This is a genomic window from Candidatus Baltobacteraceae bacterium (assembly GCA_036489885.1).
Lineage (GTDB): Bacteria > Vulcanimicrobiota > Vulcanimicrobiia > Vulcanimicrobiales > Vulcanimicrobiaceae > JAFAMS01.
Genome location: DASXEW010000003.1, coordinates 1,925,286 through 1,951,298 on the forward strand (window position 1 = coordinate 1,925,286; position 26,013 = coordinate 1,951,298).

The window sequence follows — 26,013 nt, forward strand, 5'->3', positions numbered from 1 at the left end:
CCGTTGACTAAGATTCCTACCGGCGAGGACGATCTCACCTTCGCGGTCGGCAAGAAACGCGTCGCGCTGACGAATCTCGGCAAGATTTTTTGGCCGAAGGACGCTTACACCAAGCGCGATCTCTTGCAGTATTATCTCGATGTTGCCAGCGTGCTGCTACCGCATCTGAGCGAGCGGGCGATGGTGATGAAGCGTTATCCCAACGGAATCGACGGCGATTTCTTCTTCATGAAGCGTACGCCGCCCAAGCGTCCGGAATGGATCACCACATGCCGGATCACACATGGCTCCGGAAACGTGATCGACTTCCCGATCATCGACGACGCGGCGGCGCTCTTGTGGGTGATCAATCTTGGTTGTATCGATCTCAATCCGTGGTACGCGCGCTGCGATGACTACGATCGTCCCGACTACCTGCACTTCGATCTCGATCCGGTCGAAGGAACGCCGTTTGCGACGGTGCGCGAGGTTGCGCTAGCCGTGCACGGCGCTCTCGACGGATTGAAAATGCCGAACTATGCCAAGACAACAGGGTCCAAGGGAATACATATCTACGTCCCGATCGTGCGCGGGCCGACGCAGAAGGAAGTCTGGACGTTCGCGAAAGCGCTCGCGCAAGCGATCGAAAAATCGTATCCGAAGATCGCAACTGCAATCTATAACGTCTCCAAGCGCCCACGCGGAACCGTGCTTGTCGACTACAATCAGAATCGCTGGGGCAGTACGCTGGCTTCGATATACTCGGTGCGGCCGCGTCCGCACGCCACGGTATCGATGCCGGTCGATTGGGACGAGGTCGATGGGGGCGTCGAGATCGGGGACTTCACGCTCGCGAACGCGCGTGAGCGCATCGCAAAGCGCGGCGACCTATGGGCGCCGCTGCGTCCGCTGGCGCGCGGACGATTCGAATTGCGAACCTTGCTCGGTTAGCGAACGATCGAGATGACCGGCGCGGGTTTCGCAAGCCCGGGCGCGGTCAGAACAGCATCGACGAGGCCTTCGTGTAAGGCTTCGTCTGCATCCAGGTACCAGTCGGTTTTGTAAAGCTTCTTGCGATAGTATTCGACGGACTTGCCGGTCCGGTTTGCATAGATCTCATATAAGCGATCTTGCAAGCGTTCCTGGAATGCCCGTTCCTCGCCGTGATCGCTCACGCGGCCGCTGCTGCGGTACCAGACCTCATGAAGCAAGAAGAACGAAGAAGCTTCCATGGTGCGGTAGTTCGCGACTTGGGCGATGACGCTGGCCATGCTCATCGCGACGCCCTCGATGTGTACGTTTACTTGCCGGCCGAGCCGGCGAAGCGACGTGATCGTCGAGACGAGCGCCAGGCCCGCGAAAACATTCCCTCCCACGCTGGAGAGAAAAAGCGTTACCGGCTTATCGGGCGCCAGGTTGAGGTGCGTGCGCAGCAACTGTTGCTGCAGCGGGACTACGTGCTGTTCTTCTATCTCACTGTGAAAAAACAGCATCCCCTCGTCGGACGGTTCGACGGGCTCGAACGCGCGGCGTGGTACGACGTCGAGAAGATCGCCCAAGAGCGATTCGCGCATGGTCGCGTCATCAATCTGCACGCGCGAAAGCAGCTGATCGAAGTGTAAGCGGAGATCTGCCCGAGTAGAAGAGACGGACACGAAGAGGCCTCCAGCAGACATGCTATTGCGCCATGGGTATTACCCACGGCTGATTCAATAGATTACCTGCACTCGCGTTCGCGCGCAAGTGAGGGTGACGAAGGGCCTGCTCGGTTATCTAACGAGGAAGCCGACCAAAAGCAGCGCGACGATATTGAGAACTTTGATCATCGGGTTGATTGCCGGTCCGGCCGTATCTTTGTAAGGATCGCCGACCGTATCGCCCGTAACCGCAGCCTGGTGCGCGATCGAACCCTTGCCTTCGTAGTGGCCGTCCTCGATGTATTTCTTGGCATTATCCCAGGCCCCGCCACCGCTCGTCATGGCTATCGCGAGGAACAGCCCGGTGACGATTGAGCCCATCAAGACGCCGCCGAGCATTTGCGCGCCGGTTGGACCCGGAAGCACGCCGACCGCCGCGAGAATGACGATCAGGATCGGAATCCCAACCGGGATGAGCGCGGGAACGATCATTTCCTTGAGCGCGGCGCCGGTGACGATCGAAACGGTCGTCCCGTAGTCCGGACGCGACGTACCGGCCATGATGCCGGGGTTCTCGCGGAATTGGCGACGGACTTCTTCGACGACGGAACCGGCCGCGCGTCCGACCGCTTCCATTGCAAGCGATGCGAAGAGATACGTGCAGATGCCGCCGAGGAAAAGACCGGTGAGGACGTACGGATCGCCGATGCTGAACGAGATCGGCGTCGTCGCGCAGATTGCGCTGGGCGTCGCTTTGCACTTATCGGAAAGCTCTTGCAAGAACGCGGCAAAGAGGACGACTGCCGCGAGTCCGGCCGAACCGATCGCGTAACCCTTCGTAACGGCTTTCGTCGTGTTGCCGACTGCATCGAGGGGGTCCGTGACTTCGCGAACCGATTCCGGAAGCTCGGCCATCTCGGCGATGCCCCCGGCGTTGTCGGTGACGGGTCCGAACGAGTCGATGGCGACGATGATGCCGGCCATCGAAAGTTGCGCCATGACCGCAATGGCAATTCCGTACGTTCCCGCCAGCGAGTACGAAACGAGAATGCCGAAGATGATGACGATTGCGGGAAGCGCGGTCGCTTGCATCGAGATGCCGAGCCCGGCGATGATGTTCGTCGCGTGTCCGGTCGTCGATGCTTTTGCAATACTCTTGACCGGCCCAAACTGCGTGCCGGTGTAGTATTCGGTGATGTACGTGATCAGGCCGGTGACGAGCAAGCCGACGATCGAGCAGATGAAGACGGCCGTACCACTGGGCGTTGCGCCCGCAAATTCAGTGTTCGATACGAAATAGAACGCGATCGCGGAGAGCACGCCGGCAACGATCAGGCCCATGTATAGCGCGCCCATGATGCGCGTGCCTTTGCCCGCAGATTTAGGCAGGCGAACGAAGAGCGTGCCGATGATCGACGCGACGATCGAAACTGCGCCGAGAACGAGCGGGAACGTTACCGCGGACGGTAGCGTGCTTCCGAGGACGAGGTGTCCGAGCAGCATCGCTGCGGTCGTCGTGACGACGTAGGTTTCGAAAAGATCCGCTGCCATGCCGGCGCAGTCGCCGACGTTGTCGCCGACGTTGTCCGCGATTACGGCGGGATTGCGCGGATCATCTTCCGGGATTCCGGCTTCGACTTTGCCGACGAGGTCCGCGCCGACGTCGGCGGCCTTCGTATATATGCCGCCGCCGAGACGCGCAAAAACCGAGATCAACGAGCAGCCGAATGCGAGGCCGACGAGCGCGCCGAGCGAGTTCGTGACCGGATCGGGCGAGCCGGCGTTAACCTGAAGCATGATCCAGTAGTAGCCGCTAACCGCGAGCAGGCCGAGCCCCACGACGAGCAGTCCGGTCACCGCGCCGGAGCGAAACGCGACCGCAAGTGCGGGGGAGAGTCCGCCGCGCGCCGCTTCAGCGGTGCGCACGTTGGCACGAACCGAAACGAGCATGCCGATGAATCCGGCCGCACCAGAGAGCGTTGCCCCGATCAAGAACCCGACGGCGGGTTGCCAACCGAGCGGAGCCGGGAGGAGCGCAATGACGATCCCGAGCACGACTGCGACGATCGCGACTGTCGTGTATTGGCGGCGCAAGAAGGCCATCGCGCCTTCCTGGATCGCTCGTGCAATCTCGAGCATCCTCGGATTTCCCTCGGGTTGCCGAAGTACCCAAGCCGTCAAAACCAAGCCGTAAACGATGGCGAGTAATCCGGCCGCAATTCCGAGCCCGATCGCGATTGTGGGACTCACGCTTTTTCTTTCTCCCTCATCTGTGCTGCGGACGCACAAAAACCGCCCGCGGACGCGAGCGACCTGCCGGGCTTGTCCCCCCTAAACCACTACTCCTCTCCCGATAACCTTGGGTATTGATGCCCGCGCGAAAGTTGTTGCGGGCCCCCCTTGGGGAATCGAGAAAACTTCATAATGATGATGGGCCCGGCGATTTGGGGGCCCCGTGCGAAGCATGGGGGGCGCGCAGCCTGGGGCGAAGCGCCTTTCAGATGGCACGTTTCGTAGTCGCGAGGGCATTCCGCCTCGTTGTGGTTTTGGTCGCAATTACGATCTTCAGCTTCCTATTCCTCAACCTGATCCCCGGAGATCCGGCGACGGTACGATTGGGAGAGCACGCCACGCCCGAGCAGGTCGCCGCGCTGCGCGCTTCGTTCGGTCTGGACAAACCCTGGTACACGCAGCTCGTCATTTATCTCGAGCACGTGGCGCATGGCGATCTCGGCATCTCGATCGACGATCAAGAGTCGGTTGCCGGAAAGCTTGCGCAATATTTTCCGGCGACGCTCGAGCTCACGTTCGGCGCGATCTGCTTTGCCGTCGTTCTCGGCGTACCCGCGGGGATCGCAGCGGCCGTGTGGCACGGCAGCATACTCGATGCGCTTACGATGGTCGCGGTGCTGCTGGGCGTTTCGATTCCGGTCTTCTGGCTCGGTTGGATTCTCGTCTACGTCTTCGCGGTATTGCCGACGGGCCTCGGTTTGAATCTCTTTCCGATCTCGGGACGCATCGACATACAATACATGATTCCGGCGCGCACGCATCTCATGGTGATCGACGCGTTGCTGAGCGGGAACGGCGCGGCTGTGCTCGACGCGCTTTGGCATTTGATTCTTCCGGCTATCACGCTCGGGACGATTCCACTCGCAATCGTTGCAAAGATTACGCGCAGCGGGATGCTCGAAGTGCTGCAAAGCGACTACGTGCGTACGGCGCGCGCAAAGGGATTATCGGCGTCGCGCGTCATCGTCAAGCACGCGCTGCGCAATGCCTTGATCCCGATCATCACCGTCATTGGTTTGCAAACGGGCTTGCTGCTCGGGGGCGCCGTGCTGACCGAATCAATTTTTGCGTGGCCCGGCGTTGGACGGCTGGCATTCGAAGCGATTTCAAACCGTGACATGCCGGTCATCAACGGATGCGTGCTGCTGTTTGCAACCGTCTTCGTCGTCGTGAACGCGCTCGTCGATCTGCTCTACGCGGTAGCCAATCCGCGAATACGGTACGGGTGACGACCGAATCTCGGATTCGCGTCGTCATCGTCGACGATTCGGCATTCATGCGGCATGCGCTGCGGCGCATGTTGGAACGTGATTCTGGAATCGAGATCGTCGGCGCCGCGAAAAGCGGCGAAGAGGGCGTGGCGCTGGTCGAAACGCTTGCGCCCGAGGTCGTCACCATGGACGTCGAGATGCGCGGCATCGGCGGCTTGGAGGCGTTGCGCCGAATCGTCGCGCGAGGGCCGCAAGCTCCGCCGGTGATCATGGTGAGTGCACTAACGACGCAAGGCGCACAAACGACGCTCGATGCGCTGCACATCGGCGCCGTCGATTTCATCGCCAAGCCGCCGCCCGGGGCCGGCGTGCTGGACATTGCGGCGCTCGGCGACGAGTTGCTCGAAAAAGTGCGCACGTTTGGAACGCGACGCTCGCCGCGAAGCTTCAAATCACAGCCCCCCGTCGCGACGCCGGGGCCGCACGGAAGATCGGAATGCGTTGCAATCGGCACCTCGACCGGTGGCCCCGTCGCGCTCTCGCGCATCGTGCCGCATCTGCCGAAAAATTTTCCGGCTCCGATCGTGATCGCGCAACATATGCCGCCCGGATTCACTGCTGCGCTTGCGGAGCGATTGAACGCGTCGAGTGAGATCGATGTCAGTGAAGGGACGAACGGCATGCAGCTTCGCGCCGGCGCTGCAGTCGTCGCGCCCGCCGGCCAGCGCGCACGCGTCCGCCGAATAGGTAAGCAGTTCATGCTCGAATTGGAAGAAGCGGAACGCGGCGCGCTGACTCCAAGCGTCGATGCACTGTTCGCATCCGTCGGCACACTATGTAAGCAAGGGGCGCTCGCCGTTTTACTTACCGGGATGGGCCGGGACGGCGTTGAGGGGCTGCGGGTCGTCCGGGCATCGGGTGGGTATGCAGTCGGGCAAGATGAAGCGAGCTGCGTCGTATATGGTATGCCGCGGGCCGCTGCGGAGGCTGGATTGATCGATCGCGTATGTACACTCGACGATTTGCCCTCACTTTTATGCAGGCTGACGGGCTTAGAGGTACCTTTACAGAGGAGGGAGGGGAGCCGGCCTCCGCTGCCGGGAACGTGAGCGCCACCTAAACCGACACTAGGATTGGGCGTTTGACAGAGAGTCGGAATCCGCCGCAGTACGTGATCGCTGGCGTTTCGTACTCCAGGGAAGAAGCTGTAACGAAGTATCTTCACCTGGTTCGTTACGTCGCTGGTCGCATTTCAATCAATCTTCCGCCGAACGTCGAGATCAACGATCTCATCAATGACGGTATTTTAGGTTTGATTGACGCGATCGAAAAATATGATGACGAGCGCGGCGTCAAGTTCGAAACCTACGCAATCACACGCATCAACGGTGCAATTTTGGACGCGCTCCGGGCGCTCGACTGGGTGCCGCGCGCGGTTCGTCAGCGCGCCCGTGAGGTCGAGCGGACGTACCAAGAGCTTGAAGCGGAACTGGGGCGTGCGGCGACTGAAGACGAGGTCGCGAACAAGCTCGGACTCACCCCTAAAGAGTTCGATCACACGATGCAGCGGATTCGCGGAACGGCGATCCTCTCGCTCGAGGAGTTTCTGCCCAATGAGAAGGGCTATGAGATTCCGCTGGTCGACACGCTGCGCGATCCGATCGACGAGATCAGTAAGGCGATCGAGTCACGCGAGTTGCGCGAGGCGCTCGTCAGAGCGGTCGACTCGCTCTCGTATCAAGAGCGGACCGTCATCTCGCTGTACTACTTTGAAGGCTTGACCCTCAAGGAAATCAAGGGAGTGCTCAACGTCTCCGAGTCGCGGGTCTCCCAGATTCATGCACAAGCCGTCATTCACTTGCGCACCAAACTGCGCGAGCTTCGCGGAGATTTCGGCTACCGTGAGGGCGACCCGAACGTGAAGCAGAAGTATCTGAGACGCGACCCGCCGCCTTCCGACGACCCAGGTCCTGAAACAGGGGCTTGACGCGGACGATACCCTTTAAGGAAGAGGAGCATTTCTTAACCCATGGCCATTCGGCCGGTTGACCTTCAGGCGAACATCTTAAATGCCGCAACATCCGCAGGGGTGCAGCGTCAGGCTGAGGTTGCGGCCCAAAACTCTCAGAGTCTGGCCGGTGCGGCATTCGCTGCGAAAGCCGAAGAGCGCAGCGAAACGGTTCAGGAGACCGCTGAGGCCCTCCGCAATCGTGTCGAGGAGCGGAAAGAGCCGGGCAACCAAGAGCGTGGGCAACGCGGTAAAGCGCGTGTGCCGGGCCAACCGTTCGCGGGAATTGAGGAAGGCGTAATCGACGAGGGTGCAGCCGGAGTGGACGGCGACCACCTGATCGACTTCACGGCCTGAACCCGCTCTCATGTCTGGCGTAAACTCGGCTGCCGCCGCGGCAGCTGCTGCGGCTGCGACCGCCGTTGAAGCTGCGGTTGCAATGGAATTGCAGGCGCTCGCGGCCGACGCGAAAGCGCTGCAGGCAATGCTGATGCCGGGTGATATCGTGCAAGCGACGGTGCAACCGTTCAACGGGCTCACCGACACGTTGCAGATCTTTGGCTTGCGCGTCGCTGCATCGTTGCCGCCGAACGTCTATCCCGGCGACACCCTCACCGTCGCGGTACAAGGTTTTCAGAACGATCAGGTGCTCGTCCAAGTGATGAGCAGAACGCCGTCACCAAATGCGCCTTCCGCCGCGACAACGGCAGCGCCCCTGCAAGAGCCGGACTCCGTTGAACTGACTCGCATGCCGATTCCGATCTTCGTCGGGGACGAGCCGGAATTTCCACCGCTGCCGCCTCCTCCGGTTGCGCCGAGTGAGGCAGCCGAAGAAACGCCGGCAGCCACCAGCACGCTCGCCGCCGCAGCCGCCGCCGACGAAGAAGCCGCAGCGCAAAACACGGTCGTGCAAACACCCGCGCCGACGACGCAGCAAACGGATTACGCGCAAGCGCGTCCGGAAACGCTGAGCATCGAAGCGCGGCTCGCATTTTCGCGTACGACGCCGGTACCGCCGCGCGCTCCCGCGCCGAGTACGAATGCGCCACCGGGCGCGTCGCGCACCGTTCCACCGCCGCGGCCTGCGGCAACGACGGCTTCAGGCGCGCAATCTGATGCCGCAGCATCGCGTTCGATGGCAACTTCACCGGCGGCCGGCCGAACAAATCCGCTGGCTCCGCCGATCATCCCGCGCTCGCCGTTCGCGCCGATCATCATGCCGCGTGCCGATCTCACTGCAAAAGCCGCTCCGCAGCCCTTGCCCGGTGCGCCCGCGCAAATGCGCAATACAACGATGATTCCCGCATCGCAGACGCGTCCGCAGGCGGCACCGACTGCAGAAGAATTACTGCAAGATCCCGTTGCATTGTTGCGTTCGCTGCGCATTCCGCAAACACCGACGACGCTGACGTTCGCCAAGCTCGTCACGCAACAGCCCGAGCAAGTTGCGACCGCATTGCGTGCACTGGAGACGGCGCTCCCGGACAGTGACGATCCGCGTATTCTCACATTGCGGACGCTGGCCGGGTTCGTCGGCAATCTCGATCCGGAATCGCCGACCTTCACGACGCAAGTAACCTCTTATCTCTCGCACGTGATCGAAGGCCCGGAACAAAAACTCGCGATGCTCGTTGCGCAAGACCCGGTTGCGCAAGAGCCTGCGCCGCAAGCCGCCGCGGCCGCAACCGCCCCGGAAGAATCAGCGAGCGCGCCCCCGCAACCGACGACGCCGGTACCCGTGACGCCGGCACCGGCTGCACCGGAAGACTCGACGGTCGCGGCTGCGCATTCGGCCGAACGTATCGCAGCCGTAAACGGCGACCTCAAAACGCAGCTAGTATCACTCTTGGCTTCAGCTCAACCGGACACGGCGCTGGGCGACACCGGCGTCGTGTTGGCGCGCAACGCGCTCACCGGAATCGTCGCATCGCAGCTCAGCGCGTTGAGCGCCCAGCAGAGTCAACCGGGCACGTGGTCGTTCACCGTCCCGATCATGCTCGGTCAACAAATGTATCCGGCGCGTATCAACGTTTCGCGCGACAAACCCGAAGGCAGCCGCAATAACATCAGCGGCGATGATTTTCACATCGCGTTCATACTTGATACCAAACGACTAGGCACGATCGCCATCGATCTACACGCGGTCCAGCGTTCGGTCAGCGTTTCGGTTCGTACCGAACGGCCGAGTGCGGCAACCACGTTCAAATCCGCGCTCGCGAAGCTCGGCAAACGTTTGGAAGACATGCGTTACAACGTGAAAGCACTCGAAGCCGGAACGACCCGGGTCAAGACTCCGGAATCCGCGGCGCCTCCGCCCAGCGACTCGCTGAGCACGACGGACAAGAAAGCATGAACCGAGATCGCTTTTTCGATATGCGCAAGCCGCGCGAAGCGCGGCACGCGGCTGCGGCGTTACAGTACGACCCCGTCAAGACGAAGGCGCCGGAAGTCATCGCCGTCGGTCGCGGCATGCTCGCCGACGAGATCACGAAGATCGCCAAACAAAACAAAATCCCGATTCACGCCGACAAAGGGCTCGTCGAAGCGCTCACCCAGCTCGAGGTTGGGGCCGTCATCCCGCGTGAGCTCTACGTCGTCGTCGCGGAAGTGCTCTCGTGGGTCTACATGCTCGACGCGAGCCACGGCGACCCGAAGGACGTAACCCCGAAGTAGGCGTGCAGCCTGGGGCGGAGAGCCTTAGATCGAACAGGAGTTCGATTCCGGCTGGGGAACGTTTCTTTCCCGTGGGATGGATTGGGCGGCTCAAGGACGCCCTGAAGCGGACACGCGATGGCCTCGCGGGGGTCGAGACGCTGGCTGCAGCACGGCGGCCGCTGGATTCGGCATTTTGGGAAGAGCTCGAAGAGATTTTGATCGGCGCCGATTTCGGCGTGGCTACGACCGAAAAGATCCTCGACGGCCTCAAAGACGTCGCACACAAAGAGATGTGGGCGACGAGCGATCTCGTGATCGCACGCTTCAAGCGCGACGTCGCGAATTTTCTCACGCTTTCGAGCCAATTGCATCTCGATGCGAAGCCGAGCGTCATCTTGATCGTGGGTGTCAACGGCAGCGGTAAGACGACGACGATCGGCAAGCTCGCAACACGCTTTCGCAAAGACGGAAAGCGCGTATTGCTGGTCGCAGCCGACACGTTCCGCGCCGCCGCGGCCGATCAGCTAGAGATTTGGGCGCAACGCAGCGGTTCGGATATCGTGCGCGGACGTGAAGGCGCCGATCCGAGCTCCGTGGTGTTCGACGGTATCGCCGCAGCCAAGGCACGCAGCGCCGACATCGTCCTCGTCGACACCGCCGGTCGTTTGCAAACGAAAGTCAATCTCATGGAAGAGCTCAAGAAGATGCGGCGCATCATCGAACGCGAGCTGCCGGGTCAACCGGCTGCGACACTGCTCGTGCTCGACGGCACGACGGGACAAAACGCGATCTCGCAAGCGACGCTTTTCAATGTGGCGACGAAGCTCACGGGTGTCGTCGTCACCAAGCTCGATTCGACGGCGAAAGGCGGCGTGATCGTCGCGATCGTCGATGCGCTCGAGATCCCAATCGCGTTCATCGGCTTGGGTGAGAGCGCGGATGCGTTACAACCTTTTGAGGCCGCGAGCTTCCTCGAGGCTCTCTTCGATACGGTCCCAGCGTAGAAATGAGAGTGTCGAACAGTTGGCACTCTTGTCAACCAACATATCTGCGACATAGAGCTGTAAGACGCAAGACATAGGAGTAGAACAAACATGCCGCAAGACGAGCGCGCCGTCGCCCTCAACAACGCCCTGGTACAAATCGAGCGCCAATTCGGAAAAGGCGCGATCATGCGAATGGGCGAGATCACCGAAAGAATGGCGTTCGAGACGATCTCGACGGGCTCGGTCGCCCTCGATCTCGCGCTCGGGATCGGCGGCCTGCCGCGTGGGCGAATCGTCGAAATCTACGGTCCGGAATCCAGCGGTAAGACGACCCTGGCATTGCACGTGATTGCCGAAGCACAACGCGGCGGCGGCACTGCAGCGTTCATCGACGTCGAGCACGCGCTCGATCCAGCCTATGCAAAAGCGTTGGGAATTGATCTCGACAACTTGCTCGTTTCGCAACCGGATACCGGCGAACAAGCGCTGGACATCGCTGAGATGCTCGTACGTTCGAATGCTGTCGACGTCATCGTCGTCGACTCGGTCGCCGCGCTCGTCACCAAAGCCGAGCTCGAAGGCGACATGGGCGATACGCATGTCGGCTTGCAAGCGCGGCTGATGTCGCAAGCGTTGCGCAAGCTCACCTCGGCGATCTCACGCAGCAAGTGTGTGATGATCTTCATCAATCAGTTGCGCGAAAAAGTCGGCGTCATGTTCGGAAGTCCGGAAACGACGTCGGGCGGCCGTGCGCTCAAGTTCTACGCATCGATTCGCCTCGACGTGCGCAAACTGGAGCAGATAAAGATCGGTCAGGACGTCGTCGGGACCCGGACACGCGTCAAAGTCGTCAAGAACAAAGTCGCGCCACCGTTCCGTCAGGCCGAATTCGACATCACGTACGGACACGGGATCTCGAAGATGGGCTCGATCATCGATGTCGCACTCGAGCGCAACATCGTAGGAAAGAGCGGTTCGTGGTACACCTACGGCGATCAACGGATCGGTCAGGGACGCGAAAACGCCAAGGCGTTCCTCGAAGAGCACACCGATATTGCGGACGAGATCGCAACGAAGATCCGCGAAGCGCTCAAGACGCCCGTCTCGACGAACGGCGCGAACGGCGCGAACGGCGCGAACGGCACGAACGGCGTCGCCGTCGGTGCATCCGCAGAGTCAGACTAAGCGCCCTTCCGCTTACGTGTCGGCGCTGCGTTCGTTAGCGCAGCGCCGTCTCACGGAGGCGCAGCTCTGGTCGCGTCTCGAGCGCAAGGGCTTCCAAGACGACGAGATCGCTGATGCGGTTGCTCGCTGCAAACGCGATGGCTACCTCGATGACAAGCTTTACGCAGAGCTATACGTCACCGGTACGCGCAAGGCCGTCGGCGACGCGCGCATGGTTGCAGCGCTCACGGCGAAGGGCATCGATCGTGAGGTTGCATTCGTTTCCGTGCAGCGCGGGCCGCTCGATGAACGCACGCGCTGCAATGCAGCGCTCGAAACGCTGCAGCGACGCCGGCCCGAGATCAGTTATCCTTCGGCAGCGCGGTCGCTCGAACGTCTCGGCTTCCCGGCCTCGTTGATTTACGCGATTCTGCGCGAACGAATTGGGTCCGGCGGCATGTGACAGCGGGCACTCCCATTGACATGGGAGCCATCCGCATTCTTCTGGCTGAAGACGACGATGCAATTCGTACGCTGCTCGATCATCATCTGAGCAGTGAAGGTTTCCGGTGTGCTCATGCGAGCGATGGGATCAGCGCACTCGGCACGGCGCGCGACGGAGTCGATCTTGCAATCCTCGACATCGGTCTTCCACGACTCGACGGTCTGGAAGTCGCACGGATGTTGCGGCGGGAAGGGCGGCGCGTTCCGATTCTCATGCTGACCGGCCGCAGCGACGAAGTCGATCGCATCGTCGGCTTCGAGATCGGTGCGGACGATTACGTTACCAAGCCTTTCTTGCCGCGAGAGATAGTGGCGCGCGTGCGTGCGATTCTGCGGAGAACCGGGATTGCGTTCGAGGACAGTCCTCGCACGTTACGTTTCGGACGCCTCGTCATCGACGAGGGTGCACGTGAAGCGCGCGTCGACGGCGCCGACGTTGGGTTGAAACCGCGAGAATTCGCGCTCCTCCTCGAGCTGGCGTCGAACGCCGGTGTCGCGCTTTCGCGCTCGATGTTGCTCGAGCGCGTATGGGGCTTCGACTATGACGGCGACGAGCGTACGGTCGACGTACATGTCCGGCGCTTGCGCGCGAAGATCGAAGAGCAGCACATGATCGAAACCCCAATCGCGACCGTCCACGGCTACGGTTACAAGTTCGCGCGAGCGTGATGCCGGCGCGCCGCTTCCTCACAAAAGCCGGTTTCGCGCGCCGCCTTGCGCCGATGCTCGAGCGGCGCCGCGTTCCGTTGCTGGTCATTCGGCTTCGCGAAGTCGAGCGCGTTGCTTGGCTGCAGGGCCGCGCCTCGGCGCGCCGCCTCGAGAAGCGAGCCTGCGCGGTTCTCGCCGATGTTGCGCATCAACGGCTGCGCACCAGCGACTTGCTGGTTCACGAGCGCAACAGCGAGATTTTCTCAATTGCCCTACGCGAGCGCAGCGACGACGAGACCATCTCCGCGGAAGATTGCCGCGGCGCCCTCGAGCGCACGACTGCGGCGTTCGCACGCGCGTTGCCGATTGCAGTCGAAACCGGCTGGACTCTGCTTAGTCCGGGTGAGGTGAGCCTCGATCTGGCGACGGCATCGGCGCTCGAGCGCGGCGCGCACGAACGCCAGCGCCTCGATTTCTTTTCCACCGTCGCGCACGAAATGCGCTCGCCGCTCGGGGCGATTCGCGGCTATTTGCAGACGCTGCTCGAGGAGCCGCTCGATCCCTCGAGCTCGCGGCGTTTTCTCGAGATCGCGCGTAACGAGACGTTGCGCTTGGGGCGCATGGTCGACGGAATGTTCGCTGTTTCGCTGCTCGATCTCGAATACGGAGCCGGGCCGCCCCTCTCACAGGAGCGACGTACGTTTCCGCAAGACGCCCTTGACGCGGCGCTCGCCGCGCTTGCGCCGCGCGTACGCGAGCGGTGCGGCGATGTCCGGCACGCGCACATGCCGGCCTGCCCGGTAGCAATCGCGTTCGATCATCTCGTGCAGATTTTCATCAACGTCATCGGAAACGCGCTCGAACACGCGGGCGAGCACCGGCACGTGACCGTATGGAGCGCTCGGCGCGCACGCGAGGTCGAGGTCGGCGTCGACGATGATGGTCCCGGTATCCCGCTCGACGAGCGTGAATCGATCTTTACGTTCGGTTATCGTGCGCGTAGCGCCGGAGCCGGCCTCGGGCTTGCGGTTGTTCGTCGTCTGCTCGAACATGTCGGCGGCAGCGCGTGCGCAACCGAGTCTCCGCTTGGTGGCGCGCGCATCGTGATTCGCATTCCAACGGGATAATCACCGGCTGCGCGGAAACGTAGTATTCCGATGCGGAACGGTATTATCCGCGTCGCGTCGCTCGTGTGCGTCGCGACTTTGCTGATAGCTCCACTTGGTGTCCGGGCGCTCGAGCAAGATACGCTGGCTCGCGCTGCGGTTGACTATCGCAACCCTTCGAATCCGAAGCTCGAGGCGATGTTCCGAGCCGCGCTGCTCAATACGTCGAAGCAGATCACGATGGCGCAGGACGGGACCGCATACATCAAGACCGGCGATATTCCGGCCGAATGGTTGCGGGACGCCAGCGCCGAGTCGCGCCCGTTTCTGTATTTCGCCAAGGACGATCCGTCGACGCAGAAATTGCTTCGAGCGGTCATCGCGCGCATGGGTAAATACCTGCAAGTCGATCCCTACGCCAACGCCTTCACGCTTGACTACCGGGTGTGGGAAGAAAAATTCGAGCTCGATTCGCTCGCGTACCCACTGATCTTGGCGTGGACGTATTGGAAGGTCACCGGCGACGCAACGATCTTCACCGACGATTTCTCAAAAGGACTCGATCGCGCGCTCGATACGATGGAGCGCGAGCAAGATCATCCGCGCAACTCGCACTACACGCATCGTGAGCTCAAAGACGGCAAGGGAAATCCCGTCAAGTACACGGGGATGATTTGGACGGGTTTCCGTCCCTCCGATGATGCGTGCGTCTACAATTACTTGATTCCGTCCGAGATGATGGCGGTCGTCGCGCTCGGCGAGATCGAAGAGATCGAGCGCGTCGTCTATCGCAATCTGATCAAAGCCCAGCGCGCGAAAGCGTTGCGAACGGAAGTCAACAACGGGATCCAGGAATACGGCCTGGTCTTCATGCCGAACTACGGCTATGTTTACGCGTATGAAGTCGACGGACTTGGTCACGCCGTGTTGATGGATGATGCCAACATCCCGAGTTTGCTTTCGGCGCCGTACATCGGCTATACGAAGCCGACCGGCACGGTCTATGAGAACACGCGGCGCTATCTGCTTTCGAAAGACAATCCCTACTACTACACCGGGACGGTCGCGCACGGAATCGGCAGCGCGCATACCAGTGACGGCTGGGTGTGGCCGCTCGCGCTTGTGATGCAGGGACTCACGTCGACGAACGATGCGGAGAAACGCGACGTTCTCAACGAGCTGCTGGCTTCGGATACCGGCGATCACGTTCTGCACGAATCGTTCAATCCGAACGATCCGACAAAATTCACGCGGGCCGATTTTGGCTGGCCCAACGCGTTGTTCAGCGAGTTTGTGATGACGTCGTTCGACGGAGTCAAACCGTTGCCGACCTCTCCGACCGGCGATCTCGAAATCCTCGGCGAATAGCGCCGGGTGAGTCAAAACGGAAGCCGCGGTCTCGTGACCGTCATCGTCGGCATGCAGTGGGGCGACGAGGGCAAGGGCCGGGTCGTCGATATGATGGCCCGCGACGCGAATATCGTGGCGCGCTTCGGTGGCGGCGACAACGCTGGTCACACGCTAGTGGTCGAGGGCCTGAAATTGGCCCTGCGGATCGTCCCCTCGGGCGTCCTGGTCCCGGGGGTCGAGATGTTCGTGGGCGGGGGGACGGTCGTGTCGCTCTCTTCATTGATAGAAGAGCTCGATCGGCTCAAGGACCTCGGCGTCGATCTCTCCCGGATCAAGATCTCCGACCGGGCTCACATCGTCTTTCCTTATCACATCCTCGCAGACCGCGCCGGCGAGGCCGCGCGCGGAAGCGGCGCGATCGGGACGACCGGGCGCGGCATCGGGCCGGCCTATGTCGACAAGGTCGGACGCCAGGGGATCACGTTCGGTGATTTGCGGCAGCCGACGGTGCTCGCCGACAAGCTGCGCTTCAACTTGATGTCGCGTGCGGCGGGACTCGCGTCGGCGGGGACCCTGCCCAGCGAAGAAGACCTCATCGCTCAGACGCTCGCCTTCGCGCAGCGACTCGGACCGCACATCGTCGACGGTGTCGTCTACATTCATGATGCGCTGGCAAACGGGAAGCGCATCCTGGCCGAAGGCGCGCAGGCAACGATGCTCGATATCGGATTTGGAACCTATCCGTTCGTGACGAGCTCGCACACGATCGCGGGTGCGGCAACGATCGGATTAGGAATCGGTCCTAAAGCGATCGGGCGTGTGATCGGAATCGCAAAAGCATACTGCTCGCGGGTCGGCGCAGGACCGTTCCCCTCAGAGTTGCACGATGAACTCGGGGAACGATTGCGCCGCGACGGCGGCGAGTTTGGCACCGTGACGGGCAGACCGCGCCGCTGCGGATGGTTCGATGCAGTCGTCGGGCGCTACGCAGTTCAGGTAAATGGCCTCGATTCAGTCATCCTCACCAAACTCGACGTACTGAGCGGACTCGATCGGATCGGCGTCGTGACCGAATACCGGCGGGGAGAACGCGAAGCCGGCATCTCGGCCCTCGGCGATCCCAGCCTGGAGGTCAAGATCGAATGGTTCGAGGGCTGGAAAACCGACATCGGCGGTGCGCGTTCGCTTGTGGACCTTCCAACGGCCGCACGCCGCTACGTCGATGCACTGGAAAAGATGTTGGGCGTGCCGGTCGACGGAGCTTCCGTCGGGGCGGAACGCGCGCAGTTCGCCGCAGCCTCCTCCTAGGAGGTCCTCGCAGACCCGGCCGACCCAGCCGACCAAGCAGAAACTTGACCGTAGAGGCACTAGGTATGGAAGACGGACGGCGAAGCCGATACCCGTACCATAGGTCGCGCAAGGACGTTCGACCCATTTCGCCACGGTGGGCTGCTCCGCGGGTTTCCTTTTCAGGAACCCGTTAATAGGTGTCATTTGGATCGGTTGACGACCTCGTGGCAAGACATCTCTGCTCGCGCACGGGATTTTTTCGGAAGTCTCAGTTCGGGACAACGTCTCGCCGCCGGATTTATCGGCATCGCGCTCGTCATTGGAATTGGTGCGTGGTCAGTGTTTTACGGGCCACTGCACAAGGAACCGTATGCGGTTCTGTTTTCAAATTTGAATCCTGACGATTCTGCGTCGATAATCCAAAAACTCAAGGACGATAAGGTTCCGTACGTACTTACTGACGGCGGAGCGACGGTCAAAGTACCGCAAGCGAATTTGTACGATGAGCGCGTACAAATTGCAGGTTCCAATCTGCTCAAGGGCGGCGGAACCGGTTACGAGCTGTTCGATAAAACGAACCTCGGCATGACCGACTTTCAAGAGAAAGTCGCTCTGACGCGTGCGGTGGAAGGCGAATTGCAGCGCACGATTGACGGACTTTCGTCCGTGCAATCCTCGCGCGTGCACATCGCCAAGCCCGACGAAACGCTGTACAGTTCGGTCCAAGCACCGACGACGGCATCCGTTGCCGTGAAACTGAAGCCGGGTCTGAATCTCGACTCGGAACAAGTTTTGGGCATCACGGATCTCGTATCGTATGCGGTTCCGGGTCTGAAGCCGGAAAACGTCACGATCGTCAACCAAGACGGCAACATTCTCGTGCCACGCGCGACGGCGGGATCCAACGTCGCCGAGCAACAAGCCACCGCGCTGCAGCTGACGCAAGAGCAGTTGATCGCGAAGGAACGCTACGAAGCGAACCTTCAGGAAAGCATTCAAGGAATGCTCGATCAAACGCTCGGACCGCATCGCGCAGCCGCACGCGTTGCAGTCGACATGAATTTCGACACGACGACGTCGGACAGCCAAACGTATGCGCCGACCGGAACGGTTCGTTCCGAGCAAACCGAGCGCGAATCGTATAACGGCCAAGTTCCGAATCGTTCGCCGGCAGTCGGCGTCCCGGGCACGACGACTAACGTCATCGGGACGTATCAAGGTTTGCAAACGGCACAAAACGGCCGTTACAACCGCAACAAGACAACGCGCAATTACGAAATCACGCAGACGAATACCAAGCACATTCTCGCGCCCGGTAAAGTGACGCGCTTGAGTGTGGCCGTGCTCGTCAACGTTCCGAACGCAGCGCCGGTTACTGCGGGTGCGAATGTACCGTACGCCGTCGCAGCCACGGACGTTGCGAAAATCCGCAACGTCGTCTCCGCAGCCGCCGGCATCGATCCGACGCGCGGCGACATCGTGTCCGTAGAAGCGGTTCCGTTCAATCCTGCCGTCGTTGCAGAAGCCCCGCGGCCTGGCTTGATCCAGATCAGACCGACGGTCTTCGGAATCCCGGCACAAGCGCTCATCATCCTCGGGTTCCTCGCGCTGCTCGTAGCGGTCGGCGCGGGCGCGCTCGCCGTACGGCGCCGCCGTCCGGCCTTCCATCCGCCTGAGGAGCTGCCGACGTTCGACTCGACGTTGGCGGAAGAGCTGCCTCCATTCCAAGAGCATCCGATGCTCGATCAGCCACCGGGACTGGCCGCGCCGATTCGATCTGCTGCTGACCTCACACGCGAGCAGATGATCGAATACGTCACGACGGTCGCTCAAGAAAATCCGGAAAGTATCGCTAAATTGCTCAAGCTGTGGATGGCGGAATAATGGAGCTCACGGAAGGTCCTATTATCAAAGTAGGCGCGTCGGCGGTGCCGGCCGCCCCGACCTCCGCGGGAGGCCTCGAGCTCGATCATGGGCTCACGTCTCTTGCGCTCGAGATTCCAGGACCCGAAAAAGCGGCGATCTTGATGATCACGCTGGGTCTCGAACTCTCCTCGACGATCTTCAAATTCTTACGACAAGACGAAGTCGAGCGCGTCGTTCTCGAAATCGCGAAAATCTCGACGGTTCCGATCGAGAAACGCGACGCCGTCATTCAAGAAGCGTACCAACGCGCTATCGCGCTGAAGTACATCAACGAAGGCGGCATCGAGTACGCCAAGGAGATCCTGGAGCGGTCGTTCGGCACGGGTCAAGCCGACGACATGACCAACAAGCTGTTCGCGGCGCTCAAGCACGGCAATCCGCTCGAGCTCATCAAGAACGCCGAGCCGGGTCAGCTGCTCGAGTTCATCCAAGACGAACATCCACAAACGATCGCGCTCATCTTGGTCTACATGGCTCCGGAACAAGCCGGCGCCGTGCTTTCGCAGCTCACACCGGAGCTGCAGTCCGAAGTCGCGATGCGTATCGCAATTCTGCAGAAGACCGCACCGGAAGTGCTCGAACAGCTCGACGAGTTGCTCGGACGGCGTCTCACGCTCACCGGCGGAGACTTCACGAAAGCCGGCGGCGTGCAGTCACTGGCGCAGGTCATGCAATACGTCGACCGCGAGACCGAGCGCAACATTCTGGAGGGACTCTCGAAACGCGATCCCGAGATTGCGACCGAAGTCAAGAACCTGCTGTTCGTCTTCGAAGACATCATCAATCTGGACGATCGTTCGATCCAGCGTGTCCTCAAAGAAGTCGACGGCAAAGATCTGGCACTTGCGCTCAAGACCGCAAACGACGATCTGCGGGCTCTTATCTTCAAGAACATGTCGTCGCGTTCGTCACAGACGCTGCGCGAAGAGATCGAATTGCTCGGACCGACGCGCATGCGCGACGTCGGTAAGGCGCAGCAAACGATCGTCGACGTGATTCGCACGTTGGAAGAGCAAGGCACGATCGTCATTGCCCGCGGCGGCAAGGAAGACCAGCTGGTTTAATCGATGGGTCGCGTCGTCAAAAATCCAACAGCCAGTGAGGAGCGATATGTCGTCGCTCCTCCGCATGCAAGCGGCTTGGGGAATGGGAAGACAGCGGATGAGGTACTGTACGCAGATACCGTCGAGACGCACGTCGAGCCGGAACCCGTATTCCCGGCTCCGGTAGAAGCGGAGCCGATCGATTGGCCATCGCTGCATCATCAGGCCGGCGAGCTTTTACAAAGCGCAACGGCGGATGCCGAAGCGATTCTCTCCGAAGCACATACGCGTTTGCGTACTATCGTCGAAAGCGCGCAAACCGGTGCAGCGGAAATAACGCAAGAAGCACGCAGTCAAGGCCATGATTCCGGCTATCGCGAGGGCGTCGCGAAGGCCGAAACCGAGATGGAAGAGATGCTTACGACGATGCGAGGCTTGATCGACATGGCTCGCGTCGAGCGGCACAAGATCGTCGAAGGCGCGGAGCCTGAGATCGTAAGGCTTGCGATGGGCATCGCCGAGAAGATCCTGCACAAGTCGATCGAGACCGATCGCGACGTCGTCGTCGCAATCACCAAAGCGGCGATCGCAGAGCTCGTCGATCGTGAATCGATTACGGTGCGCGTCAATCCGATCGATCTCGAGCGGATGAAGCAGCATCGCGACAGCATGCTCGCGCTCGGTGAGACGAAACATATGCGTGTCATTGAAGATCAACGCGTCGATCCGGGTGGCGTCGTTGTCGAAACCGAAGCCGGTTCGCTGGATGCGAAAATCGAGACGCAGGTCGAAGAAGCCAAACGCGTTCTGCGAGTCGAGGGTGGCGAGTTCTTGGTCGAGCATTCACCCGACTCGCTGCGCGGCAATGGTTCGGGAGCCGTAACCGCCCCGCCCGAGTCGTAGCATGACAACGACCCTCGAGCATGACGCGGACGAAATCAGCGTTCGTCCATTCTCAGCCGATCGTTATCTCGCCGACGTTCATTCGACCGAGCTGATCCGCCATAACGGAAAGGTCAACCAAGTCATCGGCGTCGTGATCGAAAGTCACGGCCCGTCGATGTCGGTCGGTGAAACCTGCGAGATTCTCTACAAACGGATGGATGCACCGGTAATCGCCGAGGTCGTCGGATTCCGCGATAATAAAGTTCTGCTGATGCCGCTGGGTGAGCTCGGCGGGATCGGAGCAGGCGCTGAAGTCAAAGCGCTCAATCGTCCGCTCAGCGTCGCACTCTCGCCGCAGCTTCTCGGTCGCGTTCTCGATGGTCTCGGCCGTCCGATCGATGACCGCGAGGAGATCATCGCCGAGCGGCGCGTGCCGACAACGTCTCAACCGCCCGATCCGCTCGCGCGTCCGCGCGTCACCGAAGCGTTACCGCTCGGGATTCGCGCGATCGATGGTTTACTGACGTGCGGCAAAGGACAGCGTGTGGGTATCTTCTCGGGAAGCGGCGTCGGAAAATCGACCGTGCTCGGAATGATTGCGCGCAACACGACGGCCGACGTCAACGTCATTGCGCTCGTCGGCGAGCGCGGCAAAGAAGTTCGCGATTTTATCGATCGCGATTTGGGTGAAGAAGGCTTGCGCCGCAGCGTCGTCGTGGTTGCGACGAGCGATCAGCCTGCGCTCATTCGCATCAAGGCCGCGATGGTCGCGACCACGATCGCCGAGTATTTCCGCGATCAGGGTCTCGACGTCATGTTCATGATGGATTCGGTCACGCGTTTCGCAATGGCGCAGCGCGAGGTCGGTCTTGCGATCGGCGAGCCGACGACGACCCGCGGCTACACGCCGTCGGTTTTCGCGCAGTTGCCAAAGCTGCTCGAGCGCGCCGGCACGTCAGCCAACGGAACGATCACCGGACTCTACGCAGTACTCGTCGACGGCGACGACATGAACGAGCCCGTAGCCGACGCGGTTCGCGCGATTCTTGACGGGCACATCGTGCTCTCGCGCGCACTTGCCTCCGCCAACCACTATCCCGCGATCGACGTGCTTCAAAGCGTCTCGCGCGTCATGCCCGACGTCACGGATGCCGCGCATCAATCCGCAGCCTCGGCGGTTCGCGATATTCTCGCAACGTACAAAGAAGCTGAAGATCTGATCAACATCGGTGCGTACGTTTCAGGATCGAATCCGCGCATCGACCTAGCTATCTCAAAGATCGAATCCATCCGTCATTTTCTGCGTCAAGGGATCCGCGAAGCATCCGGGTATCAAGAGGCGCTTCGGAGCCTCTATGCGGTCGCGTAGTCGATGGCACGCTTCGTTTTTAGACTCGCTCCCGTCTTGCGACAGCGCGAACGCATCGAAGAACAAAAGAAGCAGCTCCTCGCGCGCGAACAGCGCGTTCTCGCCGACGCCGAAGCGCGCCGCGAGATGCTACGCACCCGCCGCGAAAACCTCGCGCGCGAGCTCATCGCCGAGCATCGCAAGCTCGATGCCGAAGGCTTGCGACTCGCATACGGACATCTGGATTTCCTCGCACGCGAGATCACGGGGGCCGACTATCACGTCGCCGCATGCCAACAAGCCGTCGAGCGCGCACGCGCGGTTCTCGTCCGAGCGACCAAGGATCGTAAGATCCTCGATCGCCTGCAAGAGCGTCAGCGCGAAGCGTTCAAAGTCGAACAGCTTCGCCTCGAGCAGCGCGAGCTCGACGACGACAACGCACGCCGTTACCATCGCGCATCGCAGTCAGCCCATCACTAGGGAGTTTAGGTCATGATCGTCACTCGTCAGCGCCCCAAAAAGAAATTCAACCCACGCAAGCTCATTTTGCCGTTGGTTGCGGTCCTTGCATTGGGGTTCGCGCTGTGGTGGCCGCCCTCGCAAAAACGGATCACCGGCTTCGTTACGAACGGACCTCTGAATCCGATCGTGGCCCGCGTCGGCGCGTTTTTCACGCCGTACCTCGCGCCGCTTCACTTCGCGGCGCAAGAACAGGTCATCGCGGACCGCAACCGTCAGATCGAAGGGCTGGGCGGCGAGATCGAGAGCCAGCGTAAGGACATGGCGTCCAAAGACGCGCAGATCACGGCGCTGCAATTCCAAATCAAGCAGATGCAATCGGCTGCCTCCAAAGCTGCCGAGTCATCGCCTTCGCCTGCGCCCCGTATCGTTTCCGCGAATGGCGAGCCACCGGCGCCGGCCGCGACGAGCTCGACGACCGACGATCCGAAGCATGCCGCCCAAGTCTGGGCGACGATGGACCCGGAACAAGCCGCTGCGGTCGCACAAAAGCTTCCCGTCGATTATACGGCCAAGGTTTTGGCACTCATGAGCAATGATGCTGCCGGTCAACTGCTCGGGGCCCTGCCACCGGACTACGCTGCGAAGGTCTCGCAAGTCTCGAGCCCCGTTCCCCAATAGCCGGGGTTAACCGGGGCTAAGGCCGGCGGGCTATCCGGCCGATGAGCAAGTTAGGCGGAGTTGATCCGCCTAGGTTTGCTTTGGCATACCCAATCTCGATCAAGAGAGGGGGTGAAATATTGAACACAAGTCTCCAAAATTTATTCTCACTAACACCAACACAAACGCAATCCGCCGGCAGTGCGCTGAGTGGATCACCGTTGTTTGGCCAAAAATCAAATGGCACGAACATCGGCGATCACATGTTCGGTCAACTGTTGTCGGCACAATTGCAAGGTTCGAAGTCATCCTCGCTCGGTAGCAGCCCGCCTGGTTCCGCGCAGCTTTCGACGCTTACGTCGCAGCTGCAAACGCAAATCACGCAGATGCTCAAGAGCGGAATGTCGCTCGAACAAATTGCGCAGCAGCTCGGAGGATCGCTCACCTCGACTATTTTGGCTCAACTGCAGTTGCAGGGAGTCAACGTATCGGGTTTGCGCAGTTCTCTGACGCAAATGATCTCTCAAGCATTAGGGCCTCCGTCTAATGGGCCGCCGGATCAAACGGCGGCGCAAATGGCGTCTTCCTTAGTGCAGAGGTTCACGCAAATAGCCAACGCACTGACGACGACGGTCAGCGCATACGCAACGGGGCAGCAGCACGACAGCCTGGGAACATCCTCGGACGCAAACGCGGGAGGAAGCTCAGCCCCAAATCAAACCGCGGGAATCGTACAGTCCGCACTCGTTGCGTTACAGCAGTCCGCCGTAAACGGCTCGGCGTCCGCCGCTTCAGCGGCAACGCTCGGCTCGCAGAGCGGAGGGCCCGCCGCACCACCCGCACCGTGGGTGTCTTCGTCGGGACCGCTTGGCAATAGCGACACTACAACGAACGGCATGGCTACGCAGACGATGCATCCGCAAAACGCATCAGCTGCCATTCCTCAAAACTCGGGCGGACCAACCGTCACGGCCAATCCTTCCTTGACAATGCAAGGAACTGGTGCGGATACCGTGATCGGGCGGATTCTCGCGCGGGCTGCAAACGTCGCAGCCGATCAAGCCAACTCCGGTAGTAATCCATCCAGTTCGACCGACACGCCCAACTCGACCGCGACTCTGCAGCCGCAGATCGCAGTTTCGGGAGCGGCGTCGGGGTCAGGTGGCGCGATGAGCGATTCGCTCACGGCGTCGCTGCTGCAATCGTTGCAGAACGCGATCAACTCGATCCCGCAACAAAAGAGCGATTCATCCACTACGGCGGATTCGTCGGCTCCGGTCGCGGGAGTAGGGGGCGCGCAGGCGTCGACGTTGCTGGCAAGCGCTTCGTTTGGCGGATTGTCGCCTCTGGTTTCAACCGCAGGCAACACTCCGACAACCGCTGCACAATCGCAGACTCCGGCACAAGTGCCGGTCGATCCGAATGCGGTCGTCGACCAAGTACTCCAAGGCATCAGCATGCGCACGCTTTCCGATGGTTCGCAAACCCTTCGGATGCGCTTGGTGCCCGAATCACTTGGTAGCGTAACCGTAAGTCTCCAAGTTCAAGGTAGCTCAGTGAATGCAACGCTAGTCGCACAAAACACGGACGTGCGCGACGCATTGCTAGCCAATCAGCAGATGCTGACGCGATCGCTGGCTGATGCCGGTCTGAAGCTCGCGGGCTTCACCGTCAACCTCGCAAACCAAGGATTCCAACAACAACAGCAAGCGTATCAACCGCGCTTCGGAACGACCCGGCGATTCGTCGGCGTTACGACCAGCTCGGACGACGACACGATTGCATCAGTACCCAGTTACGGTCCACGGTCTTCGCAGCTCGCTGCGATGCAGTGGCTGAACGCACTCGCTTAGGAGCAGCAACAATGGCAGGAGTCGGAACAACGGCTCAGAGCCCGCTCGTAACCCAAACCAGCACCACGCCGGGACAATCCGGCACTGGTCAAACGTTGGGTGCGACGGCATTTCTCTCGCTGCTGACGACTGAGCTTCAGAATCAAGATCCACTCAATCCGATGGACTCGACGCAGTCCGTCACCCAGCTCGCACAGTTCCAGGCGCTGCAATCGCAAGTTACGCTGGCAGACTCGTTCCAGAGTTTCCAGAACAACTTCTCGATTTCGCAGGCGGCCAGCCTGATCGGGCTTACGGTGGCGGTCAACACGACCGACGGAGCCGGCAACACGAGCACGCAGACGGGTATCGTCTCGGGCATCCAGATTGTCAATGGTACTCCGGAGTTCGCGTTGACCAGTCTTAGCACTGGACAAATCATCACCGGTTCGGACGGAAGCCCAGCGCTTTACCAGATGAACCAGATCACTGCGGTCGTTCCAACCGGAAGCTCGAGCACGAGCAGCGGCGGCTGAGATGGATCCCAAGATCCCTGAATCTATCAGTATCATTCCACCGAGTACTGCGCCGATACGCCCGCAGGGCATACCGGTTCAGATTCCGCCTACCACGACGACCGGACCATCATTTCGTGACGTCCTCACGCAACAAGGCGTCACGTCTGGAGCCGGTCTCAAGTTTTCTGCGCACGCAATGCAACGATTGCAATCGCGGAATATCACGCTCTCCCAGGACGACGTCCAAAAGATGAACGTGATGGCGGACAAAGCGGCCTCGAAGGGCGCACAACAGTCGCTCTTCATGGTGCACGACGTCGGAATGATCGTCTCGATCAAAAATCGCACCGTCATCACGGCGGTCGATCCCGATTCGATGCGAGAGAACGTATTCACAAACATCGATTCCGCGGCGGTGATCAAGTGATCGCCTCGCAAAAAGCACAATTCAAGGGCGGACCGCATGTCGGATGCCCTTGCCGGAGCGGGGATGGATTGAACCGCGCCGGAGT

Annotated in this window: 25 protein-coding genes; 23 read left to right on the forward strand and 2 right to left on the reverse strand. The window is 60.8% G+C overall.

The features are described 5' to 3' along the window. The first annotated feature begins 3 nt into the window (after nt 1-3). Nucleotides 4-930: a non-homologous end-joining DNA ligase gene (ligD, locus tag VGG22_15470; GenBank protein ID HEY1729773.1), complete on the forward strand. Its 927-nt coding sequence runs from the start codon at nt 4-6 to the stop codon at nt 928-930. Here ligD and VGG22_15475 read toward each other — a convergent pair. Both VGG22_15475 and VGG22_15480 read right to left on the reverse strand, forming a co-directional pair. Beyond that, on the reverse strand, nt 927-1,655 hold the full coding sequence (locus VGG22_15475) for an ATP-dependent Clp protease proteolytic subunit (GenBank protein HEY1729774.1): 729 nt from the start codon (nt 1,653-1,655) through the stop codon (nt 927-929). The two genes, ligD and VGG22_15475, sit on opposite strands and share 4 nt — an antisense overlap. 93 nt (nt 1,656-1,748) lie before the next feature. Then, nucleotides 1,749-3,866 (reverse strand): sodium-translocating pyrophosphatase, encoded by a 2,118-nt coding sequence (locus tag VGG22_15480; protein HEY1729775.1) that lies wholly within the window; start codon nt 3,864-3,866, stop codon nt 1,749-1,751. A 251-nt stretch (nt 3,867-4,117) separates the two neighbouring features. Here VGG22_15480 and VGG22_15485 point away from each other — a divergent pair, with 251 nt between their 5' ends. From VGG22_15485 to VGG22_15590, 22 genes are all read left to right on the forward strand, one after another. After that, nucleotides 4,118-5,137, forward strand: a complete 1,020-nt coding sequence (locus tag VGG22_15485; protein ID HEY1729776.1) for an ABC transporter permease — start codon at nt 4,118-4,120, stop codon at nt 5,135-5,137. Further along, entirely contained in the window at nt 5,134-6,228 is a 1,095-nt protein-coding gene (gene cheB, locus VGG22_15490; GenBank protein ID HEY1729777.1) for a chemotaxis-specific protein-glutamate methyltransferase CheB, read from the forward strand. Before VGG22_15485 ends, cheB begins: the two co-directional genes overlap by 4 nt. Before the next feature lie 62 nt (nt 6,229-6,290). Next, complete coding sequence (locus VGG22_15495) at nt 6,291-7,106, forward strand: FliA/WhiG family RNA polymerase sigma factor (protein ID HEY1729778.1); 816 nt, start codon at nt 6,291-6,293, stop codon at nt 7,104-7,106. A gap of 42 nt (nt 7,107-7,148) precedes the next feature. Further along, nucleotides 7,149-7,484, forward strand: a complete 336-nt coding sequence (locus VGG22_15500) for a hypothetical protein (GenBank protein ID HEY1729779.1) — start codon at nt 7,149-7,151, stop codon at nt 7,482-7,484. Nucleotides 7,485-7,494: 10 nt separating this feature from the next. After that, nucleotides 7,495-9,480 carry a flagellar hook-length control protein FliK gene (locus VGG22_15505; GenBank protein HEY1729780.1) on the forward strand — a complete coding sequence of 662 codons (1,986 nt, stop codon included), beginning with the start codon at nt 7,495-7,497 and terminating at the stop codon, nt 9,478-9,480. Continuing rightward, the gene (locus VGG22_15510) at nt 9,477-9,800 is read left to right on the forward strand and encodes an EscU/YscU/HrcU family type III secretion system export apparatus switch protein (GenBank protein HEY1729781.1); all 324 of its coding nucleotides are present in this window, start codon (nt 9,477-9,479) and stop codon (nt 9,798-9,800) included. The genes VGG22_15505 and VGG22_15510 overlap by 4 nt, the downstream gene beginning before the upstream one ends. A gap of 71 nt (nt 9,801-9,871) precedes the next feature. Further along, a complete protein-coding gene (gene ftsY, locus VGG22_15515) occupies nt 9,872-10,786 on the forward strand; it encodes a signal recognition particle-docking protein FtsY (protein ID HEY1729782.1) in 915 nt (304 codons plus the stop codon). A 90-nt stretch (nt 10,787-10,876) separates the two neighbouring features. Further along, nucleotides 10,877-11,953: a recombinase RecA gene (gene recA, locus VGG22_15520; protein HEY1729783.1), complete on the forward strand. Its 1,077-nt coding sequence runs from the start codon at nt 10,877-10,879 to the stop codon at nt 11,951-11,953. A gap of 16 nt (nt 11,954-11,969) precedes the next feature. Further along, a complete protein-coding gene (locus VGG22_15525) occupies nt 11,970-12,395 on the forward strand; it encodes a regulatory protein RecX (GenBank protein HEY1729784.1) in 426 nt (141 codons plus the stop codon). Nucleotides 12,396-12,415: 20 nt separating this feature from the next. Then, nucleotides 12,416-13,105, forward strand: a complete 690-nt coding sequence (locus VGG22_15530; GenBank protein HEY1729785.1) for a response regulator transcription factor — start codon at nt 12,416-12,418, stop codon at nt 13,103-13,105. Further along, nucleotides 13,105-14,211, forward strand: a complete 1,107-nt coding sequence (locus VGG22_15535) for a HAMP domain-containing sensor histidine kinase (GenBank protein ID HEY1729786.1) — start codon at nt 13,105-13,107, stop codon at nt 14,209-14,211. The genes VGG22_15530 and VGG22_15535 overlap by 1 nt, the downstream gene beginning before the upstream one ends. A 30-nt stretch (nt 14,212-14,241) precedes the next feature. Further along, complete coding sequence (locus VGG22_15540) at nt 14,242-15,558, forward strand: glycoside hydrolase family 125 protein (protein ID HEY1729787.1); 1,317 nt, start codon at nt 14,242-14,244, stop codon at nt 15,556-15,558. A 6-nt stretch (nt 15,559-15,564) separates the two neighbouring features. After that, nucleotides 15,565-16,848, forward strand: coding sequence for an adenylosuccinate synthase (locus VGG22_15545; GenBank protein ID HEY1729788.1), 1,284 nt, complete (start codon nt 15,565-15,567; stop codon nt 16,846-16,848). Between the two features lie 186 nt (nt 16,849-17,034). Beyond that, entirely contained in the window at nt 17,035-18,714 is a 1,680-nt protein-coding gene (gene fliF / locus VGG22_15550) for a flagellar basal-body MS-ring/collar protein FliF (GenBank protein HEY1729789.1), read from the forward strand. Further along, the gene (gene fliG / locus VGG22_15555; GenBank protein HEY1729790.1) at nt 18,714-19,820 is read left to right on the forward strand and encodes a flagellar motor switch protein FliG; all 1,107 of its coding nucleotides are present in this window, start codon (nt 18,714-18,716) and stop codon (nt 19,818-19,820) included. The genes fliF and fliG overlap by 1 nt, the downstream gene beginning before the upstream one ends. Nucleotides 19,821-19,823: 3 nt before the next feature. Then, on the forward strand, nt 19,824-20,702 hold the full coding sequence (locus VGG22_15560; protein HEY1729791.1) for a FliH/SctL family protein: 879 nt from the start codon (nt 19,824-19,826) through the stop codon (nt 20,700-20,702). 1 nt (nt 20,703) lies between these two features. Then, the gene (gene fliI / locus VGG22_15565; GenBank protein HEY1729792.1) at nt 20,704-22,053 is read left to right on the forward strand and encodes a flagellar protein export ATPase FliI; all 1,350 of its coding nucleotides are present in this window, start codon (nt 20,704-20,706) and stop codon (nt 22,051-22,053) included. A 3-nt stretch (nt 22,054-22,056) separates the two neighbouring features. Further along, entirely contained in the window at nt 22,057-22,512 is a 456-nt protein-coding gene (locus VGG22_15570) for a flagellar export protein FliJ (GenBank protein HEY1729793.1), read from the forward strand. 12 nt (nt 22,513-22,524) lie between these two features. Then, nucleotides 22,525-23,172 carry a hypothetical protein gene (locus VGG22_15575; protein HEY1729794.1) on the forward strand — a complete coding sequence of 216 codons (648 nt, stop codon included), beginning with the start codon at nt 22,525-22,527 and terminating at the stop codon, nt 23,170-23,172. Nucleotides 23,173-23,291: 119 nt separating this feature from the next. After that, nucleotides 23,292-25,004, forward strand: a complete 1,713-nt coding sequence (locus tag VGG22_15580) for a flagellar hook-length control protein FliK (GenBank protein HEY1729795.1) — start codon at nt 23,292-23,294, stop codon at nt 25,002-25,004. A gap of 11 nt (nt 25,005-25,015) precedes the next feature. After that, nucleotides 25,016-25,519 carry a flagellar hook capping FlgD N-terminal domain-containing protein gene (locus tag VGG22_15585; protein HEY1729796.1) on the forward strand — a complete coding sequence of 168 codons (504 nt, stop codon included), beginning with the start codon at nt 25,016-25,018 and terminating at the stop codon, nt 25,517-25,519. A 1-nt stretch (nt 25,520) separates the two neighbouring features. After that, nucleotides 25,521-25,928, forward strand: coding sequence for a TIGR02530 family flagellar biosynthesis protein (locus VGG22_15590; GenBank protein ID HEY1729797.1), 408 nt, complete (start codon nt 25,521-25,523; stop codon nt 25,926-25,928). The last annotated feature ends 85 nt before the right edge of the window (nt 25,929-26,013 follow it).

Bases quoted from the DNA above. Each gene is read 5' to 3' on its own strand.
- VGG22_15475 (HEY1729774.1), bottom strand. From the start codon at position 1,655: ATGTCTGCTGGAGGCCTCTTCGTGTCCGTCTCTTCTACTCGGGCAGAT.
- VGG22_15485 (HEY1729776.1), top strand. From the start codon at position 4,118: ATGGCACGTTTCGTAGTCGCGAGGGCATTCCGCCTCGTTGTGGTTTTG.
- VGG22_15500 (HEY1729779.1), top strand. From the start codon at position 7,149: ATGGCCATTCGGCCGGTTGACCTTCAGGCGAACATCTTAAATGCCGCA.
- VGG22_15505 (HEY1729780.1), top strand. From the start codon at position 7,495: ATGTCTGGCGTAAACTCGGCTGCCGCCGCGGCAGCTGCTGCGGCTGCG.
- VGG22_15510 (HEY1729781.1), top strand. From the start codon at position 9,477: ATGAACCGAGATCGCTTTTTCGATATGCGCAAGCCGCGCGAAGCGCGG.
- recA (HEY1729783.1), top strand. From the start codon at position 10,877: ATGCCGCAAGACGAGCGCGCCGTCGCCCTCAACAACGCCCTGGTACAA.
- VGG22_15530 (HEY1729785.1), top strand. From the start codon at position 12,416: ATGGGAGCCATCCGCATTCTTCTGGCTGAAGACGACGATGCAATTCGT.
- VGG22_15535 (HEY1729786.1), top strand. From the start codon at position 13,105: ATGCCGGCGCGCCGCTTCCTCACAAAAGCCGGTTTCGCGCGCCGCCTT.
- VGG22_15540 (HEY1729787.1), top strand. From the start codon at position 14,242: ATGCGGAACGGTATTATCCGCGTCGCGTCGCTCGTGTGCGTCGCGACT.
- fliG (HEY1729790.1), top strand. From the start codon at position 18,714: ATGGAGCTCACGGAAGGTCCTATTATCAAAGTAGGCGCGTCGGCGGTG.
- VGG22_15560 (HEY1729791.1), top strand. From the start codon at position 19,824: ATGGGTCGCGTCGTCAAAAATCCAACAGCCAGTGAGGAGCGATATGTC.
- fliI (HEY1729792.1), top strand. From the start codon at position 20,704: ATGACAACGACCCTCGAGCATGACGCGGACGAAATCAGCGTTCGTCCA.
- VGG22_15570 (HEY1729793.1), top strand. From the start codon at position 22,057: ATGGCACGCTTCGTTTTTAGACTCGCTCCCGTCTTGCGACAGCGCGAA.
- VGG22_15575 (HEY1729794.1), top strand. From the start codon at position 22,525: ATGATCGTCACTCGTCAGCGCCCCAAAAAGAAATTCAACCCACGCAAG.
- VGG22_15585 (HEY1729796.1), top strand. From the start codon at position 25,016: ATGGCAGGAGTCGGAACAACGGCTCAGAGCCCGCTCGTAACCCAAACC.
- VGG22_15590 (HEY1729797.1), top strand. From the start codon at position 25,521: ATGGATCCCAAGATCCCTGAATCTATCAGTATCATTCCACCGAGTACT.